The following is a 14,995-nucleotide window of genomic DNA, read 5'->3' on the forward strand; positions in this document are numbered from 1 at the left end:
CTAAACAAATACATTACCTTTGAAGAGTTAAAGCAAGACATTGAGGAGTACATACAATTTTATAATCATGAACGATTACAAAAAAGACTAAACGGCCTTAGTCCCTTAGAATACAGGGCTAATGCCGCTTAGTGTGTTTTATTTATTTCCGCTGTCTACTTGACGGGGGGCACTTCAACTGACCCTAATTGCGGCTTTTTTCTTTTGTAGTGGAGGTCATTCCTCCAGATAGGATAAATTTCATTGCGTCCTCTGGCTTGACATCAATAATTTCTACTTGCTGCTTCGGTATTAAAAACGTAAATCCGGCAACTTGAAATGTTTGTGGTACATAAACAGCCACATGACCCTTTAGTGGACTGTAGAAATCCTCCAATTGCTCCGAAGTAATAAACCCCATGCTTCTCATTTCTGTTCCTGGAATGACTACAAGCGCCACCTTTGAGAAGGATTTTTTTTCACCCAAAAAAGATTGAACGGTGTCCTTTATTACCGAATAAATCGTTTTGACGACTGGAATCCTTTCAAGCAGGACATCTATTATTTTGATAATTTTTCCAGTTATCAATTTTGTAGATAGCCCGCCTAATAAAGTAATTAAAATAATCGTAGTAAGTAAGCCAATGCCGGGAATGTAGTCATCCTTAAAATATGGCCTCAGTGTATTTCCAAGCAAGCCATCAAGAAACAAAAATGTTTTATAAATGACATAAATTACGAGAATAATTGGGACAATTGTTAAAATACCGTTAATAAAGCTTCTAAATATTGTTTTCATTTAAACACCTTCCATTTTTATCATTGATTCTCATAATATAGGCGGATACACAAACAGGTCAAGTACCTACTTCATAAAGTAACAATGTAAATAGATTAAAACTCAGAGGAGTGATTGAGGTATGTATGGTCATATGGGGCATATGGGACATATGGGGCATGATTGCGGATGCGGCGGTTATGCGATGCCAGTACAATCCTGTGGTTACGGCCACGGATTTAACACTTTCGTATTAATTGTGGTGTTGTTCATTCTATTAATCATTATTGGTGCAAGCTGGTGTTAAGAGAAACAAACTCGGGATGACGTTCCCGAGTTTGTTTTTTGTTATCTTCTGAAAAATACCATAAACACGAACGATTATTTCGGTTACTTAAATATAGTTCGGATTTTTTATTGACTACTTGATGGATGTCTGATATATTTACCAATGGTTAAGTAAATTCGTCTTGGAGGTTTTGGACAATGGAAAATAGATATGATGTGATTGTAGTGGGTGCTGGCCCTGCAGGAATTTTCACCTGCTATGAACTTACACTAAAAATGCCGAACGCAAGGGTGCTGTTAGTTGACAAGGGACATGATATTTACCTGCGAAATTGTCCAATTTTACAAAAGAAAATTGAGAAATGTCCTCCGGCTGCTGGGAGAAAAGAATTTGCAGGGTGTTTACCTGCATGTTCGATTACCAATGGTTTTGGCGGTGCAGGAGCTTACTCGGATGGAAAATTTAATATCACAAGTGAATTTGGCGGCTGGATGACTGATTATTTACCAGATTCCCAGGTAGTTGAATTAATTAAATATGTTGATGAAATAAATTTAAAGCATGGTGCAACAGAAAATATTACGGATCCTATGACTGATGCCGTTAGAGATATTGAGCGCCGAGGCTATGCTGCTGGCTTAAAATTATTGCGTGCACAAGTACGCCATTTAGGAACAGAGCAAAACCTAGAAATTTTGAAAAGTATTTATGAATACTTAAAGGACAAGATCGAAATGCTTTTCAAAACAGAGGTAGAAGATTTAATCACAGAGAAAACACCAGTTGGACATGAAATAAAAGGCATACAATTAAAAAATGGCGAAAATCTATATGCTGATAAAGTTGTAATTACACCAGGTAGAGATGGTTCAAAATGGCTGACTGACGTCATGAAAAAACGTCGTTTAAAAATGTTGAACAACCAAGTAGATATCGGAGTCCGTGTTGAGACATCTGACATTGTGATGCAGGAAATTAATGAACATTTATATGAAGGGAAATTTGTATTCAATACATCAGTTGGTACTAGGGTGCGTACCTTCTGCAGCAATCCGTCCGGTCACGTTGTGGTTGAGAACCACTCGGGCATTATGCTTGCAAATGGCCATGCCTATAAAGATCCAAAACTGGGAAGTCCCAACACAAACTTTGCGTTACTTGTTTCCCATACATTTGCAGAACCATTTGATAAGCCGAATGAATTTGCACATGAAGTATCTCGTTTAGCGAATGCCTTATCAAATGGAGGAATCATCGTACAAAAGTATGGAGATATTCTTAAGGGCAGAAGATCGACAGCAAAAAGGATTAAAGAAGGTTTTATTGAGCCGACATTAAAGGAAGCTGTACCTGGTGACCTTGGTCTAGTACTTCCATATAATACATTAAAGAGCCTGATTGAGATGACAGAAGCTCTAAATCAGATTACACCTGGTTTGGCATCTGAACATACACTATTCTATGGTGTGGAGGCAAAGTTTTATTCTGCAAGACCAAAATTAAATGACCGTTTCGAGTCAGAAATCAGCGGTTTATATGTTGGTGGAGACGGTGCAGGTATTACCCGCGGACTTGCTCAAGCAAGCGCTTGCGGCGTATGGATTGCCAGAGATATCATTCAAAAAACGTCAACAAAACGTAAATTAGAAACTGTTATGGCCTAAACCCGCTATTTTTAGCGGTTTTTTTAAAGGGACTTTCTTTTTCCCAAACTCCGGTAATTGAAAAACCGAACCAGTCATGGTTCGGTTTTTCTTAAAAAATCTTCTTTCTTTGTTTGAATTGTTTATTTATATTCTTCCACTGCTTTTTCTCTTCACTCTGTGCGCGTTTGTCTACTTTCCGCTCGATATAGGACAACTCTCTTTGCAATTTGTTATAGCTGGTAAGGCGCTCGGAAGCCAGTGTCCCTTCCTCTATGGCACTTAAAACAGCACAGCCCGGTTCATCATTATGTCTGCAGTCCCTAAACCTGCAATTCCCAGCTAATTCGTCAATATCTGAAAAAGTTTCGGTTAAACCGTCTGAACTTTCCCAAAGTTGTAATTCCCTCATTCCTGGGGTATCGATTAAAACACTGCCATTAGGCAGTTGAATAAGCTCCCGATGTGTGGTCGTATGGCGTCCTTTACCATCCTCTAAACGAATCTCTTGGACAAACTGCTTATCACTGCCTAATAGTCGGTTAGTTAAAGTTGATTTTCCAACCCCGGAAGAACCAAGGAGAGCTATCGTTTTTCCGGGCTGTAAATAAGGAGTCAACTGCTCTAATCCATTCATCGTTTCAGAACTAACTGGGATAACAGGAACACTGCCAAAAGCGATTGCTTCTACGTCTGCGAGCTTCTCATCGATATTCTCACAAAGATCTGCCTTACTCAGCACGATAACTGGGTTCGCACCACTTTCCCATGTTAGTAATAGGTAGCGTTCCATTCTTCTCAAATTTAGATCCTCATTTAATGAGTTTACAAGAAATACCGTATCCACGTTTGCTGCAACAATTTGTTCCTCTGATGTCCGCCCTGCAGCTTTTCTTGAAAACTTGCTAAATCGTGGCAAAACAGTATAGATCGTACCCTTTCCTTCTTCCACTCTAGCTTTTAGAATTACCCAATCACCAACCGCAGGAAAATCCTCCCTGCACTGAGCATCAAAACTGAACTTTCCAGACACTTCACAGAGTAAATCACCATGTTCCGTCCATACCCGATACATATGCTTATGTTCTAAGGCTACTCGGCCAATTATCATATCTTCACTTGATCGTAAAGCTAGAAAATCATTTTTTATCTTTTCAGTTAATCCAATTGTTAATAAATTCAATTTATATTCCTCCAAAATGTAAAATAAAAAACCATAGGCAATACACAGCCCATGGTTTGATTTACATCATGGAAAATCTCGAAAGAATCCCCTTAAATAGAGAATTCCCGGGCTGTGCAAACAATATGAAACTGAGCGACAATTAACATAGACATATTGACCATTGCACTTCACCCGCTTTCTGAAATATTAATTTTATTATATGCGGTATAAACCCAAATGTAAACATTAAATCCAAATAAAGGGCAGTAAAAACTTGCCAACCGTTGAACTAGCAAATAATCATGTTAGTTTTCATAAAGAGGAGCACTAATAAGGTGCCTCAAGTTCGGGGCACCTTATTCTATAGGAACTAATAAAGTAAAAGAGATATCATCATTTTTTAAATCAAATTTATTTGCTTTAATTTTTACATCACTTTTGAGTTTTAATTGTCCCAAATGAACATAGATTTGTTTTTCGTTTGGCTGAATGATTACCCCTTTTGGTAGCTTATAATTTTCACTAATAAACTTAAGCACGTAAGAAACGGGTAATGAAAGGCTACCAATTGAAATCGACTTTTGCTTCAAGACCAAATCTCCATTATTTAACGCTTCTGGCTCAAAGGTCAGTTTCATATCAATTTCTTGACTAAAGAATGGTAATGTTCCATATAATTCAACCTCATCACGCAAATGGACCTGATAACCAATAGGTGAATCAGCGGCTTCCTTCTGCAAATATTGATTAATCAACAAATTTAGATCACTTTTATTCGATTGAACTTGAAAGGAAACATCATTATTATTCGATTCCTTCCAATTCATTTTTTCATTCTCTGCAGGACTTAATATTAAGAATAAAAGAATGATTACAATGAACAGGTCAAAACCTAATAAAAGAAAGAATCCTCTTTTCCATTTATTATTCATAGAAAACTAATTCTCCTCTTTACTGACCATATACGCCTTCTGAACGAGATCAGGTAATGTTCGTTGTTCCAATGTTTCGTTTAATCTTTCAGCTATCAATTCATAGCCTCGATCATTGGGATGAAAATTATCTGTAAACAATAGATCTTCTGTTGGATTTACAAATAAGTCCTCAATCGCAACAAAGTAAGCATTGGAATAATTTGCTACCACCCTTTGACTGGCAACATTCCAATCGGAAACTATTTGATTAAGCTCTTTAACATCTGAAAACCATTGCGAAAAGGGATTATACACTCCAACTAAAACAATCGATACATCTGGATTAATCCGAATGATGCTATTCATGATTTGATATAGATTATTAATATATTCTTCTCTTTCCTTGTCAAAAATTGAAAGCTGAAGGTTAGAAATATTATCTTTTACAATCTTCATGATATCATTTCCGCCAATTGTCATAATCAATAAATCAGCGTTAGGAAGCACTTCTTTCATTTCATCGGATTGAAGTCTTTTCAACAGTTGCGTCGTTCGATTTCCCTTAACACCGAAATTATAGAAATCAACTTCCTTTATCCCCTTATCTTCCTCAAGCAATTCTCTTAAGTAAGGCAGATATCCGCCATTTTTCGTACTATCTCCCACACCTTCTGTCAAAGAATCTCCTGCTGAAATGACAGTTAGTCTCCGTGGCACAAAATCAGCTGGAACCTCTTCATACATAACGGCAGCAGCCTGTTTACCCTGATGAAATTCCATTGAATCCATTTGATTACAAGAACTTAAGAAAAACACCGAAAGAATAAGAAGGGGGAAAAACTTTTTCATTTCATTCACCACCCTCTAACTTATGTTATTATAACACGACTTAAAAAATTCAAAACATGCTCGTACTTTCTCCAATTCATTTCCAAAAAAATAGACCCATGAAAAGGTCTATTGTAATGTCTTAATATCCGCTACTATATCTTCATAGGGAACGTCAGTATATCCATCATAAGCTTTCTTAATCTTACCATCCGGACCAACTAAATAAAAATATGTCTGATGGATGACTTGATTCCCCTCTACTGGTTTTTTTACTAATGTCTTAAATGTTTCCTTAGCATAATTTTCAATGTACTCTTGAGTATAGCCAGTTAAAAAAGTCCAATTAGCGGAATTTAAACCAAACTTCTCTGCATATGTTGTGAGTTTGTCTGGAGTATCCACCGTTGGATCCACACTAAAGGAAACAAACTCAACATTTTCTAACTTTTCATCCTCTATCATCTTTTGCAGCTTGGCCATATTTGCTGTCATCGGAGGACAAACATCTGCACAATTAGTAAAGATGAAATCCGCTAACCAAATCTTCCCATCCAAATCTTTTTTTTCGAATGCTTTATTCTCCTCTGTGGTAGCTGTAAAATCATTAACTGGATAATCCAGTGCATCTTTGATCCCCTTTTGTCCGCATGCAGATAACAGCAGGGTAAAAATAATCAATAATACAAATGTTAACCGAACCTTCATAAAGATCACCTACAACTTTTTCTATTCGTGAATAGTTTAACAAAGATTCGTAAAATAGGAAAGCAAATGGCATTTTTGATAGCATAGGAAGAATGTATCACTCGGGCTGTTTTTTAATGAATTGTTTAATGAAATAAAAAGATGTGATATGATGAATGAGTATTCATTCATAAAAGCTGAAAATTTCGAAAAAAGATAGAGGTGTCATACATGAGAAGAATTGGTCCAATTATCATTATAGAAGGTCCAAATAAAAGTAAAGTTCCCTTTTCACGAAGCTTATATATTGAAGGGAATGATAGAGTTTTAATTGATACAGGAGCCGATCCACAAGCATTATTAGCTGTAGAAGACCAATATGGGGTTGAACTAATTGTAAATACACATTACCATCCTGATCATACTCTTCATAACTATTTATTTACCAATGCAGAAAAGTGGATTAATCCTCTTGAGTTCAAAACCGTGCAATCCATCCAAGGGATAGCTGAAGGAAATGGAGTTTACGAGGAGTGGGGATCAAAAGGTGTTGAAGCCTTGCAAAAACACATGCCCGCAAAATGGGTTCAAAGCCTTGGTGAGATAACAGGGGCTTATCAATACAATCATGAATATCATTTCGGTAGCGTCAAGACAGTCTTTCTCCATATGCCTGGTCATACAAAGGGTTATTCCTGTCCTTACTTTCCTGAATTGGGCATTGTCTTTGCTGGGGATTTTGATATGTCCTCTTTTGGACCTTGGTATTTTGGCACGGATGGGGATATTGATCAGTTTATCCAATCGTCCCAGCGACTGCTGGAGCTAGATGCAGATACCTTTATCACTGGACACCAAAAAGGTGTATTTTCAAGAGAGGCCTTTGTTGAGGCAATGGGAACATATCTTTCTATCATTGAAGAACGTGACGTAACGATTGAACAGTATGTAAGGCAAGGTATGAACTTCGAGGAACTTACGAATATCGGAATCTTCTATCCCCAAAATATGCTAAACCAGCTTATGCTCAAAACATGGGAACGAACCGGCATCCGTAAGCATCTTCACCGACTTGGCTATACGGTTGATGGATCTACAATCGAAAGTGTGAAAATAAATTAGGATGGTGTTCATACACCATCCCGATTCTTTATTCAAAATAATACATTAAAGCAAGTGCACCTGGACCAGTATGGGTACTAATTGTCGGACCAGTATAATCAATGGAAATGTCATTGTAACCGGTCAATTCATAGATTGCATCTTTTATTTTTGTAGAAAGTTCGTGTGCCTCCGCGTGTACAATGCCAGCACCTCGAATTGTTTTCCCTTTTACATCTTCGGAAAATTGCTTTGTAAGATATTTAACCACTTGTGAATGGCTGCGAACCTTGGCAACTGGATTATATTCTGCTCCTTCAAGGGAAGCAATTGGCTTAATATTAAGTAAGGATCCAATAAACGCCTTGCCCTTACCAATACGGCCGCCCTTCACCATGTTCTCTAGCGTGTCAACCATTATATAGAGCTTAGTATGTTCACGAATCTTATCAAGGCGCTCGACAATTTCTTCCATACTTCTACCCTGATTTGCCATTAGAGCAGCTTCTTTTACCTGAAACTGAAGTGCTATGGAAATGAATTTGGAATCAATAACGCTTACTTTCGTTTTTGTCATTTGTGCAGCGCTTTCAGCAGACCTTACTGTTCCGCTCATTTTCCCTGTCATATGTATCGAAATTACTTCGTAGCCTTCTTCTCCAAGCTGGTCATATACTTCAAGAAAAGCACCTGTAGACGGCTGAGAGCTTTTCGGAAGCTCCTCTGAATTTTTCATCACTTCTATATATTCAGCAGGGTTAATTTCAAATCTGTCTAAATAGGTTTCTCCATTTATTGATACCGACAATGGCACAATGACGATTCCTAGTTTCTCCGCCATTTCTACAGACATGTCCATTGTTGAATCGGTAACGATCTTAATTTTGCTCATTAACTCACATCCTAGGGTTTACTCCTTTGTATTATACATGGAAGATGCTCTTAATGATATAAATTACCCTTTTTTCACAAAAAAAATAATGTAAAAGAGTCAAAAAATCGTAACGAGAACCGCTTGAATAAAAAAATAAAAGAACACTGGTTGCCCCACCAGTGTTCGAAAATAATTAAGCGTTATTCTTTAATTCTTCTACTTTAAATAATTGTTCATAATCAGGCCATTTCAAAATCTTTTTCAAATATTCTTTAAATGAGTAACATTTTTTCGATGTTCCGTCCCGATAAACGGAATTAATAAACGACTGTAAACGGACTTGGATCATAAAATGATAAGAACTATCTTCCTCCAATACAGGAATATCCATGACTTTAACCTTCTGTCCAACAACATTTTTGAACTCTAGGCTTTTGAATAACAAAATATCAATCCTCTTTTTCACCCGTTTGACTATATTATACACCTTAAATCACTCGAAATCTGTCTAATTCTGCTCGGTTCATTAAATATTTATGAACATTTTTTGGAAAAAATTTAAGCCTTGATAATATTCCTTATCAAGACTCATTTACTATATTTTTCAATATTTCGTCGCCATGAAAGAATAAATTGTAAAATAGTACCACATAAGACTAGTACTGTACCAACTACTAGAATATTAAACATATTTGATCCCCTGTTTGGCAATTTAGGTCCGTCTACAGGTAACACTCCTCCTAATGTCCCTTTTACATAAAACTTAAATTGTACTTCTGAAGCCATTCCTTGATATTCATTCCCTAAATGTTTAGGAAAGTCGACTCTAAAAGTAAGTATCTCTTCAGCACCTCTTTTTAGTGCTCTTTTTTCAAGCTTTGAAAACCCACCAAGCTTTCCTTTATATAGTTCAGTATTCCCATGAGTAACAGTCAAAAATAGCTCATTATACAATTGAGTTGAACCAGACTTTTTTTTAGTTGAAAATACATAATCAAAGTCTTGTTTTCCACTGTTTTTTATCTTTATATCTCTAATTGCCCAATCCCCTGGCTTCATATTTGTTACATCAAATATGATCTTTTCAGGAGTGGTGACTATGTCAATCTCTTGAACTTCTGCATTAACTGTATTGCCAATTATTAAAAGAAGAAGAAGAGTGATTAATGAACTTATAATTAACCTCAATCGATTCATAACATACTTATCCTCCTCTTGTAAGAATTGGTTGAAGATTTTTCAATCAGCTAATTATCGATTTACTGTCTTTTCATTACTTCCCTTAACTTTTAGCTCTACCTGGGACATCGTTCTCCAAATAGTGAGTGCCGAGTAGGCAAGTAGCATTAATCCAGGTAGCACTAATAACAATAAATTCCCATTCTTTGATTGAGCAAAATTCATAAAGTAACCCAAATATGGAATAGTAAAACCTTTGTACTCAGCTACTACATTTTGTGAAAGAACTGGATCTAAATCTGCTGTCTTGTTGTTATCTCCCTTTGTTCGATACATGACCTGATCGCCTGATTTAACAACTTCTATTATTCTATGGGTCGCTAAGTTTTGTTCATCCATTTTAAACGTTATAACATCACCTTTTTTTAACTTATCGGTTTCTCCGGCTAATTTAACTGCGATAATCGACCCGGTTTTAATACCTGGCTCCATTGATCCTGAAAGGACTGTTTTAAGTTGATAGCCAAATACTTGTGGTTCTCCACCTGCTGCTTTTGACGAAATTACAATAAATAGCATAAATATAAGTAGGGCAGCTAGTATTATTGTAATAATATTACTAGCCACTTTCTTAATTGTTTTGGCTTTCATTCTCTTTCTGTTCCTCCTCTGTGACCGTTAAGCCATTATTGTTTTCACTCACGGTATTATTTTGTTTGTTACTATTTGGATCTGAACTCTCAGTTCCCTCTCCTGGTTTAGTTTTAGACTCTTCTTTAACGGTTTGTTCTGTTTTTGTTTCTTCTACTTTAGATTGATCATTATTTGTTGGAGTAACTGGATTAACTAGCTCGCCCCCAGCTTTTTCAGGTGAATTAGAAGTTTTGCATTTTACCTTTATTTTTTCACTCCAAATTACTTTTTCTTTATTTTGACCAGTATCTTCAAATGTTTTAAATATATAAAAGCCTTCACTTGTAACTTTTTGTGTCAGAATAATTTCTTGCCCTACTTGTAATTTAGCTATCTTACCCTCTGCTACCTTTGTACCGTTTTCATTTCGTTGCCCATTTTCAATAAAATAAACTTCATACAAACCGTCACTAGTCATTTCTGTTGTACCACCATTTTTAATTACTGTTGATATTTCAAACTCATTTACCGGACAAATAAATTCATTTTGGTTATCATTTCCCTTTTTAGTGAAAGACAATTTACTCTCATCCCAGATTCCCGCTTGGATACTTATTGATTTTTCATCTTTAGCAATAAAATATGCACCCGTACTAGAAGTCAAATAACCTATTGAGATAAAAGCAATGTACCAGATTGCTACTATTTGTATAATGAGTTTTAATTTTTGATTTTTCCTTCTGAATTTTGTTAATCTAGGGTATCTAATTTTAATCATGCCTCCCACCACTCTCTAAATTCAAAAGTTTTTATCAAAGCACTTGATTTAATACTCTTCTCCTAATATAAATTATTTATATTAGGAGAAGAGTATTAAAAGTATTTATAAGAAAGGTGGGAATTACCCACCCTTCTTAATACAAGTAATTATTTTAAAGTTCCAGATGTTTGCTTAGCATTGAACGTCCAATTAAGTTTTAAAGAATCGCCTTGGAAGTGGTTTTGATCTTTACCATTATCTACAAATTCAAACTCAACGATTAAATTGTCTGTGTTACCTGACCTTAATCCATCAGATTCACCTAGAATATCTAGCCAGTTCGAATTATTTACAGCATCATATTGTGTAAGTTTATCAAGAGTTGCTTCGGCAATTACAGTAGTTACTTTGTCAATATTTTTTAGGAATTTGACTTTGATGTGTTTACCAAGATCATCACCATTGTTATTTTCTGCCCCTAAGACAGTATAACTTGATGTTAATAGCACTTTTGAAACATCTAGAGATCCAGTATTATTAAGCTTAAATGTTCTAATCATTTTATCTCCAGGTTTAATAGTGCCAACATCAATAATCGCATTTGCAGCATCATTACCCTTAACATTAATATCTAAAGTTCCGGCCGCAAAACTACTATTATTTACTTCCGTATCGTTAAAGTATGCGTATGTACCCCCACCGATGAGTGACAAACCTAGTGCAGCTGTAGCTACTCCTAAACCTAATTTCTTTTTGATACTCATTGCTTCTTCCTCCCTTACTTCCTATTATTTTAATATAAGTTTCGTTCTTTGTAACGAACTTACAACTAGAGTATATTCCAAAATAGCGAACATCAAAAACTTCAAATATCGCCAAATCTTCTTAATAAAGAACATTATTGGTCGTTTTATTGATATTATTTTACTTTTTCTTAATTTTTCTCTATTTTCAAGGGATAGTTCGTTTTTTGTAGTGATAAATATGCAAATTAGAAATACTAATATAGTGAATATAAGGGTAATTCGCGAAAATAAGCGTTTTTTCGCGAATTTTTGGTGGTTATCATCATTGTTGAAGTAGAAAGCTAGTCCATCTAATTTCATTATTTCACAATATTGTCGAAATTCACTCTTGAAAGGTTTTGCGCTCGAGGATATTTTGCAGAATGACGATTTAAAGGGTAAAAAAAAAGACCTTTAGGGGATCAAAATCCCTAAAGGTCTGGTTATGTTTTATGCTTCTATTAGCTCTTCTTCTTGTAGCTTTTTCATTCGTTTTTTATAAACGAATTTCGATAAATTAATACTAATCTCGTATAGTAAAAGTAATGGAACAGTGACAACAAAGTCTGACATAAAATCAGGTGGTGTAATGATTATCGCAATGATGATTAAAACAAAATAAGCATATTTACGAACTTTTGCTAATACAAACGGGTTAATAATTCCAAGAGATGTTAAGAACATAACAACGGCTGGAAGCTCAAACAGAACACCAAAAGGAATTGTCATATTCATTATAAACCGGAAATAACGATCTGCTGTAAAGTTTGTGACAAACATATCCGCTCCCATTTTGACCAAGAATTCCAGCACCATTGGGAATATAATCAAATAGCCAAAAGCTAAACCGATAATGAATAAAATGAATAATGCTGGAATATATGAGAGAGTAATTTTTCTCTCCATCGGTTTCAATGCTGGTTTTACAAACAACCAAATTTGCATAGCCAGCACGGGAATCGTTCCAGCGACGGCTATTACCGTTGCGATCATAAAATAAACCCAGATAATATCACTTGGACCTAGAACAATCAACTTAACATCAAGATCACGAACGAGCCAATTATATATATCAACAACATAAATAAATCCTAAAATAAAAAAAGCAACAAATGCTAATGCAGATATGATAATACGTTTCCGTAATTCATCTAAATGATCAACTAATTGTAATTCTTTATCTTCCATGTAATTCCCCTGCCAAAAAAAATTAGATTTACCCATGGATTATCTAGAACTAAACACAGGTTTCTAACGTATTTATAGTCTTTAAACAAATGAAGAAAAAGGTGCAAGACCGAAAATCTTACACCCTTATTTAGTCAATTTTTTCTTGTCTTCCTCTATGTCACTCATCACATCGTCAGTCAATTCACGAGTAGATTTCTTAAATTCTTTTAATGTCTGTCCGAATGCACGACCGATTTCTGGAAGCTTCTTTGGTCCAAAGATAATAAGGGCTAATGTTAAGATTAAGATTAATCCTGGTATTCCAATGTTTGAAAACATATTTTGCATCCCCTTCGAAATAATTACTTTCTACTATGATTATAGTATTGAATAAGTGATTTGCGTAAAATTTGTGTTATTATTCATATTTTCTTCACATTTACGCAAAATAATTCATTTGTGATTTTTTGCATGTAATTATTGTACCATTTACTCTTTACAATTTACCAAGAACATTTTCTTAAGTCAATGTAAATTATCCAGATAAATTGTAGAAATATTTTGACAATTAATCTTTTTTTCATATATAATTTTTTCAACAGGGACATATACTATTAAAAATAATTTTTAGGAAATGGATGTGATGAAGATGGAATTTTCACTCTCTAGTTTTGATGGAGCTTTGCCGGTAGAGGTCACCATCGATGAAGAAAATGGAAGGTACATGATTCGTAAGAGTGATCGAAGCGGCGAATATTTTAATAGCCCCAACGAATTAATCCAATGGGTGAAAACTCATTTTCACGAGGAGGATTTCTGCCATCCAGATGAATTTAGGGGCATGCTTGATAAATTAACCGAGTATGAATTAAACGGAACATATTATTAATGAAAAAAGAAGCATCTCGGCCGATGCTTCTTTTTCATTAATTTTTTCGTTGATAAATTCTAAATTCGTAATCAAACGGGTTCTTCTCGTTTTTAATGCCTGTTTCGCAGGAATTTAGCACCCACTCGCTTTCAACAAATTCCGGAAAGAAAGTGTCACCTTCAAACTTTTCATGAATCAACGTTATGTAAAGGCGGTCAGCATATGGGAAGAGTTCCTTAAAGATTTCTGCACCACCGATGACAAAAATTTCATCGTCCTGAATACGGCAATAATTAATAAAATCTTTTACGGAATTAAATATGGTACAGCCCTCAGATTGAAAGTTCGCCTGACGGGTTATAATGATATTTTCCCTTCCAGGCAATATTCGCCCTATCGAGTCATGTGTTTTTCTGCCCATTGTAATCGGATGTCCCATAGTGACTCGTTTAAAGAATTTTAAATCCTCGGGCAAATGCCATGGTAATTGATTGTCTTTACCAATTACCCGATTTTCATCCATTGCTAAAATAAATGAGATCATACACTGACCACTCCTTTAATATGGGGATGAGGGTCATATTCTTCTAAAGTAAAATCATCAAAAGCAAATGAAAAAATGTCCTTAACGTTCGGATTAATTTTCATTTTCGGCAGTGAACGAGGCTCACGTTCCATTTGAAGGTTTACTTGGTCAAGATGATTTTGATAAATATGAACATCGCCAAAAGTATGAACAAATTCACCGGGTTTTAAATCACATACTTGAGCAATCATCATCGTCAGCAGTGCATAGGAGGCTATATTGAACGGTACCCCAAGGAAAACATCTGCTGAGCGCTGATATAGCTGGCAAGAAAGTTTACCATCAGAAACATAAAACTGGAACATACAATGACACGGTGCTAATGCCATTTGATCAATTTCTGCAACATTCCAGGCATTGATGATAAGCCGTCTGGAATTTGGGTTAGTTTTAATTTCCGTGATTAGTTCACTTATCTGATCAACGGTTTTACCATCCGCACCTGTCCATGAGCGCCACTGATGGCCATATACTGGACCTAATTCCCCGTTTTCATCCGCCCATTCATTCCAAATTCGGACCCCATTTTCCTGGAGGTATTTAACATTTGTGTCCCCATTTAAAAACCATAGTAGTTCATAAACAATCGACTTTAAGTGAAGTTTTTTTGTTGTCAGAAGTGGAAAGCCATCCTCTAAATTAAAACGCATTTGATAGCCGAAAGTGCTGATTGTTCCTGTCCCGGTACGGTCACCTTTAACATTGCCATTTTCTAATACATGCTTACATAAATCTAAATATTGCTTCAACACC

General features: G+C 35.6%; 20 protein-coding genes. 5 read left to right on the forward strand and 15 right to left on the reverse strand.

Annotated features, from left to right (window positions below; genetic code table 11):
- Positions 1 to 132, forward strand: a 132-nt coding sequence (locus ACWM35_RS04365; protein ID WP_454817074.1) for an IS3 family transposase, incomplete at its 5' end; no start/stop codon positions are given.
- Positions 133 to 184: 52 nt separating this feature from the next.
- On the opposite strand, the gene ACWM35_RS04370 is transcribed toward ACWM35_RS04365, so the two are convergent.
- A complete protein-coding gene (locus ACWM35_RS04370; protein ID WP_454815848.1) occupies positions 185 to 778 on the reverse strand; it encodes a DUF502 domain-containing protein in 594 nt (197 codons plus the stop codon).
- Positions 779 to 962: 184 nt separating this feature from the next.
- Here ACWM35_RS04370 and ACWM35_RS04375 point away from each other — a divergent pair, with 184 nt between their 5' ends.
- Positions 963 to 1,064, forward strand: coding sequence for a YjcZ family sporulation protein (locus ACWM35_RS04375; protein ID WP_454817076.1), 102 nt, complete (start codon positions 963 to 965; stop codon positions 1,062 to 1,064).
- Positions 1,065 to 1,243: 179 nt separating this feature from the next.
- Positions 1,244 to 2,710 (forward strand): NAD(P)/FAD-dependent oxidoreductase, encoded by a 1,467-nt coding sequence (locus tag ACWM35_RS04380; RefSeq protein ID WP_454815850.1) that lies wholly within the window; start codon positions 1,244 to 1,246, stop codon positions 2,708 to 2,710.
- Positions 2,711 to 2,801: 91 nt separating this feature from the next.
- Here the strand turns inward: ACWM35_RS04380 and rsgA are convergent, their stop codons facing one another.
- The 4 genes from rsgA to ACWM35_RS04400 form a co-directional block, all read right to left on the reverse strand.
- Complete coding sequence (gene rsgA, locus ACWM35_RS04385; protein WP_454815852.1) at positions 2,802 to 3,872, reverse strand: ribosome small subunit-dependent GTPase A; 1,071 nt, start codon at positions 3,870 to 3,872, stop codon at positions 2,802 to 2,804.
- Positions 3,873 to 4,210: 338 nt separating this feature from the next.
- Positions 4,211 to 4,786, reverse strand: coding sequence for a YpmS family protein (locus ACWM35_RS04390; RefSeq protein ID WP_454815854.1), 576 nt, complete (start codon positions 4,784 to 4,786; stop codon positions 4,211 to 4,213).
- 6 nt (positions 4,787 to 4,792) lie between these two features.
- On the reverse strand, positions 4,793 to 5,617 hold the full coding sequence (locus ACWM35_RS04395) for an SGNH/GDSL hydrolase family protein (RefSeq protein WP_454815856.1): 825 nt from the start codon (positions 5,615 to 5,617) through the stop codon (positions 4,793 to 4,795).
- Between the two features lie 108 nt (positions 5,618 to 5,725).
- Positions 5,726 to 6,304: an SCO family protein gene (locus ACWM35_RS04400; protein ID WP_454815858.1), complete on the reverse strand. Its 579-nt coding sequence runs from the start codon at positions 6,302 to 6,304 to the stop codon at positions 5,726 to 5,728.
- 210 nt (positions 6,305 to 6,514) lie between these two features.
- Between ACWM35_RS04400 and ACWM35_RS04405 the strand changes: the two genes are divergently transcribed.
- Positions 6,515 to 7,405 carry an MBL fold metallo-hydrolase gene (locus ACWM35_RS04405; RefSeq protein WP_454815860.1) on the forward strand — a complete coding sequence of 297 codons (891 nt, stop codon included), beginning with the start codon at positions 6,515 to 6,517 and terminating at the stop codon, positions 7,403 to 7,405.
- Positions 7,406 to 7,433: 28 nt separating this feature from the next.
- Here the strand turns inward: ACWM35_RS04405 and ACWM35_RS04410 are convergent, their stop codons facing one another.
- The 8 genes from ACWM35_RS04410 to ACWM35_RS04445 form a co-directional block, all read right to left on the reverse strand.
- Entirely contained in the window at positions 7,434 to 8,276 is an 843-nt protein-coding gene (locus ACWM35_RS04410; protein ID WP_454815862.1) for a DegV family protein, read from the reverse strand.
- A gap of 175 nt (positions 8,277 to 8,451) precedes the next feature.
- A complete protein-coding gene (locus ACWM35_RS04415) occupies positions 8,452 to 8,703 on the reverse strand; it encodes a DUF2535 family protein (protein WP_454815864.1) in 252 nt (83 codons plus the stop codon).
- Between the two features lie 143 nt (positions 8,704 to 8,846).
- Positions 8,847 to 9,455, reverse strand: coding sequence for a TasA family protein (locus tag ACWM35_RS04420; RefSeq protein ID WP_454815866.1), 609 nt, complete (start codon positions 9,453 to 9,455; stop codon positions 8,847 to 8,849).
- A gap of 54 nt (positions 9,456 to 9,509) precedes the next feature.
- Positions 9,510 to 10,088, reverse strand: coding sequence for a signal peptidase I SipW (gene sipW / locus ACWM35_RS04425; RefSeq protein WP_454815868.1), 579 nt, complete (start codon positions 10,086 to 10,088; stop codon positions 9,510 to 9,512).
- Positions 10,069 to 10,848 (reverse strand): amyloid fiber anchoring/assembly protein TapA, encoded by a 780-nt coding sequence (tapA, locus tag ACWM35_RS04430; RefSeq protein WP_454815870.1) that lies wholly within the window; start codon positions 10,846 to 10,848, stop codon positions 10,069 to 10,071. The genes sipW and tapA overlap by 20 nt, the downstream gene beginning before the upstream one ends.
- 149 nt (positions 10,849 to 10,997) lie before the next feature.
- Positions 10,998 to 11,594, reverse strand: coding sequence for a TasA family protein (locus ACWM35_RS04435; RefSeq protein ID WP_454815872.1), 597 nt, complete (start codon positions 11,592 to 11,594; stop codon positions 10,998 to 11,000).
- A 471-nt stretch (positions 11,595 to 12,065) separates the two neighbouring features.
- Entirely contained in the window at positions 12,066 to 12,803 is a 738-nt protein-coding gene (tatC, locus tag ACWM35_RS04440; RefSeq protein ID WP_454815874.1) for a twin-arginine translocase subunit TatC, read from the reverse strand.
- Between the two features lie 126 nt (positions 12,804 to 12,929).
- Positions 12,930 to 13,124 (reverse strand): twin-arginine translocase TatA/TatE family subunit, encoded by a 195-nt coding sequence (locus tag ACWM35_RS04445; protein ID WP_454815875.1) that lies wholly within the window; start codon positions 13,122 to 13,124, stop codon positions 12,930 to 12,932.
- A 310-nt stretch (positions 13,125 to 13,434) separates the two neighbouring features.
- On the opposite strand from ACWM35_RS04445, the gene ACWM35_RS04450 reads away from it, so the two are divergent.
- Positions 13,435 to 13,674: a hypothetical protein gene (locus tag ACWM35_RS04450; RefSeq protein ID WP_454817078.1), complete on the forward strand. Its 240-nt coding sequence runs from the start codon at positions 13,435 to 13,437 to the stop codon at positions 13,672 to 13,674.
- Between the two features lie 37 nt (positions 13,675 to 13,711).
- On the opposite strand, the gene ACWM35_RS04455 is transcribed toward ACWM35_RS04450, so the two are convergent.
- Both ACWM35_RS04455 and ACWM35_RS04460 read right to left on the reverse strand, forming a co-directional pair.
- Positions 13,712 to 14,200 carry a dihydrofolate reductase gene (locus tag ACWM35_RS04455; RefSeq protein WP_454815877.1) on the reverse strand — a complete coding sequence of 163 codons (489 nt, stop codon included), beginning with the start codon at positions 14,198 to 14,200 and terminating at the stop codon, positions 13,712 to 13,714.
- Entirely contained in the window at positions 14,197 to 14,991 is a 795-nt protein-coding gene (locus ACWM35_RS04460; protein WP_454815879.1) for a thymidylate synthase, read from the reverse strand. Before ACWM35_RS04460 ends, ACWM35_RS04455 begins: the two co-directional genes overlap by 4 nt.
- Positions 14,992 to 14,995: the final 4 nt, after the last annotated feature.

This window comes from Neobacillus sp. K501 (assembly GCF_053749995.1).

What these genes read in the sequence shown, in the direction of transcription:
- ACWM35_RS04450 (WP_454817078.1), top strand. Translation starts at nt 13,435, where the DNA reads ATGGAATTTTCACTCTCTAGTTTTGATGGAGCTTTGCCGGTAGAGGTC.
- tapA (WP_454815870.1), bottom strand. Translation starts at nt 10,848, where the DNA reads ATGATTAAAATTAGATACCCTAGATTAACAAAATTCAGAAGGAAAAAT.
- ACWM35_RS04405 (WP_454815860.1), top strand. Translation starts at nt 6,515, where the DNA reads ATGAGAAGAATTGGTCCAATTATCATTATAGAAGGTCCAAATAAAAGT.
- ACWM35_RS04435 (WP_454815872.1), bottom strand. Translation starts at nt 11,594, where the DNA reads ATGAGTATCAAAAAGAAATTAGGTTTAGGAGTAGCTACAGCTGCACTA.
- ACWM35_RS04395 (WP_454815856.1), bottom strand. Translation starts at nt 5,617, where the DNA reads ATGAAAAAGTTTTTCCCCCTTCTTATTCTTTCGGTGTTTTTCTTAAGT.
- ACWM35_RS04380 (WP_454815850.1), top strand. Translation starts at nt 1,244, where the DNA reads ATGGAAAATAGATATGATGTGATTGTAGTGGGTGCTGGCCCTGCAGGA.
- ACWM35_RS04370 (WP_454815848.1), bottom strand. Translation starts at nt 778, where the DNA reads ATGAAAACAATATTTAGAAGCTTTATTAACGGTATTTTAACAATTGTC.
- ACWM35_RS04375 (WP_454817076.1), top strand. Translation starts at nt 963, where the DNA reads ATGCCAGTACAATCCTGTGGTTACGGCCACGGATTTAACACTTTCGTA.
- tatC (WP_454815874.1), bottom strand. Translation starts at nt 12,803, where the DNA reads ATGGAAGATAAAGAATTACAATTAGTTGATCATTTAGATGAATTACGG.
- ACWM35_RS04455 (WP_454815877.1), bottom strand. Translation starts at nt 14,200, where the DNA reads ATGATCTCATTTATTTTAGCAATGGATGAAAATCGGGTAATTGGTAAA.
- ACWM35_RS04420 (WP_454815866.1), bottom strand. Translation starts at nt 9,455, where the DNA reads ATGAATCGATTGAGGTTAATTATAAGTTCATTAATCACTCTTCTTCTT.
- ACWM35_RS04410 (WP_454815862.1), bottom strand. Translation starts at nt 8,276, where the DNA reads ATGAGCAAAATTAAGATCGTTACCGATTCAACAATGGACATGTCTGTA.
- ACWM35_RS04445 (WP_454815875.1), bottom strand. Translation starts at nt 13,124, where the DNA reads ATGTTTTCAAACATTGGAATACCAGGATTAATCTTAATCTTAACATTA.
- ACWM35_RS04400 (WP_454815858.1), bottom strand. Translation starts at nt 6,304, where the DNA reads ATGAAGGTTCGGTTAACATTTGTATTATTGATTATTTTTACCCTGCTG.
- ACWM35_RS04390 (WP_454815854.1), bottom strand. Translation starts at nt 4,786, where the DNA reads ATGAATAATAAATGGAAAAGAGGATTCTTTCTTTTATTAGGTTTTGAC.
- sipW (WP_454815868.1), bottom strand. Translation starts at nt 10,088, where the DNA reads ATGAAAGCCAAAACAATTAAGAAAGTGGCTAGTAATATTATTACAATA.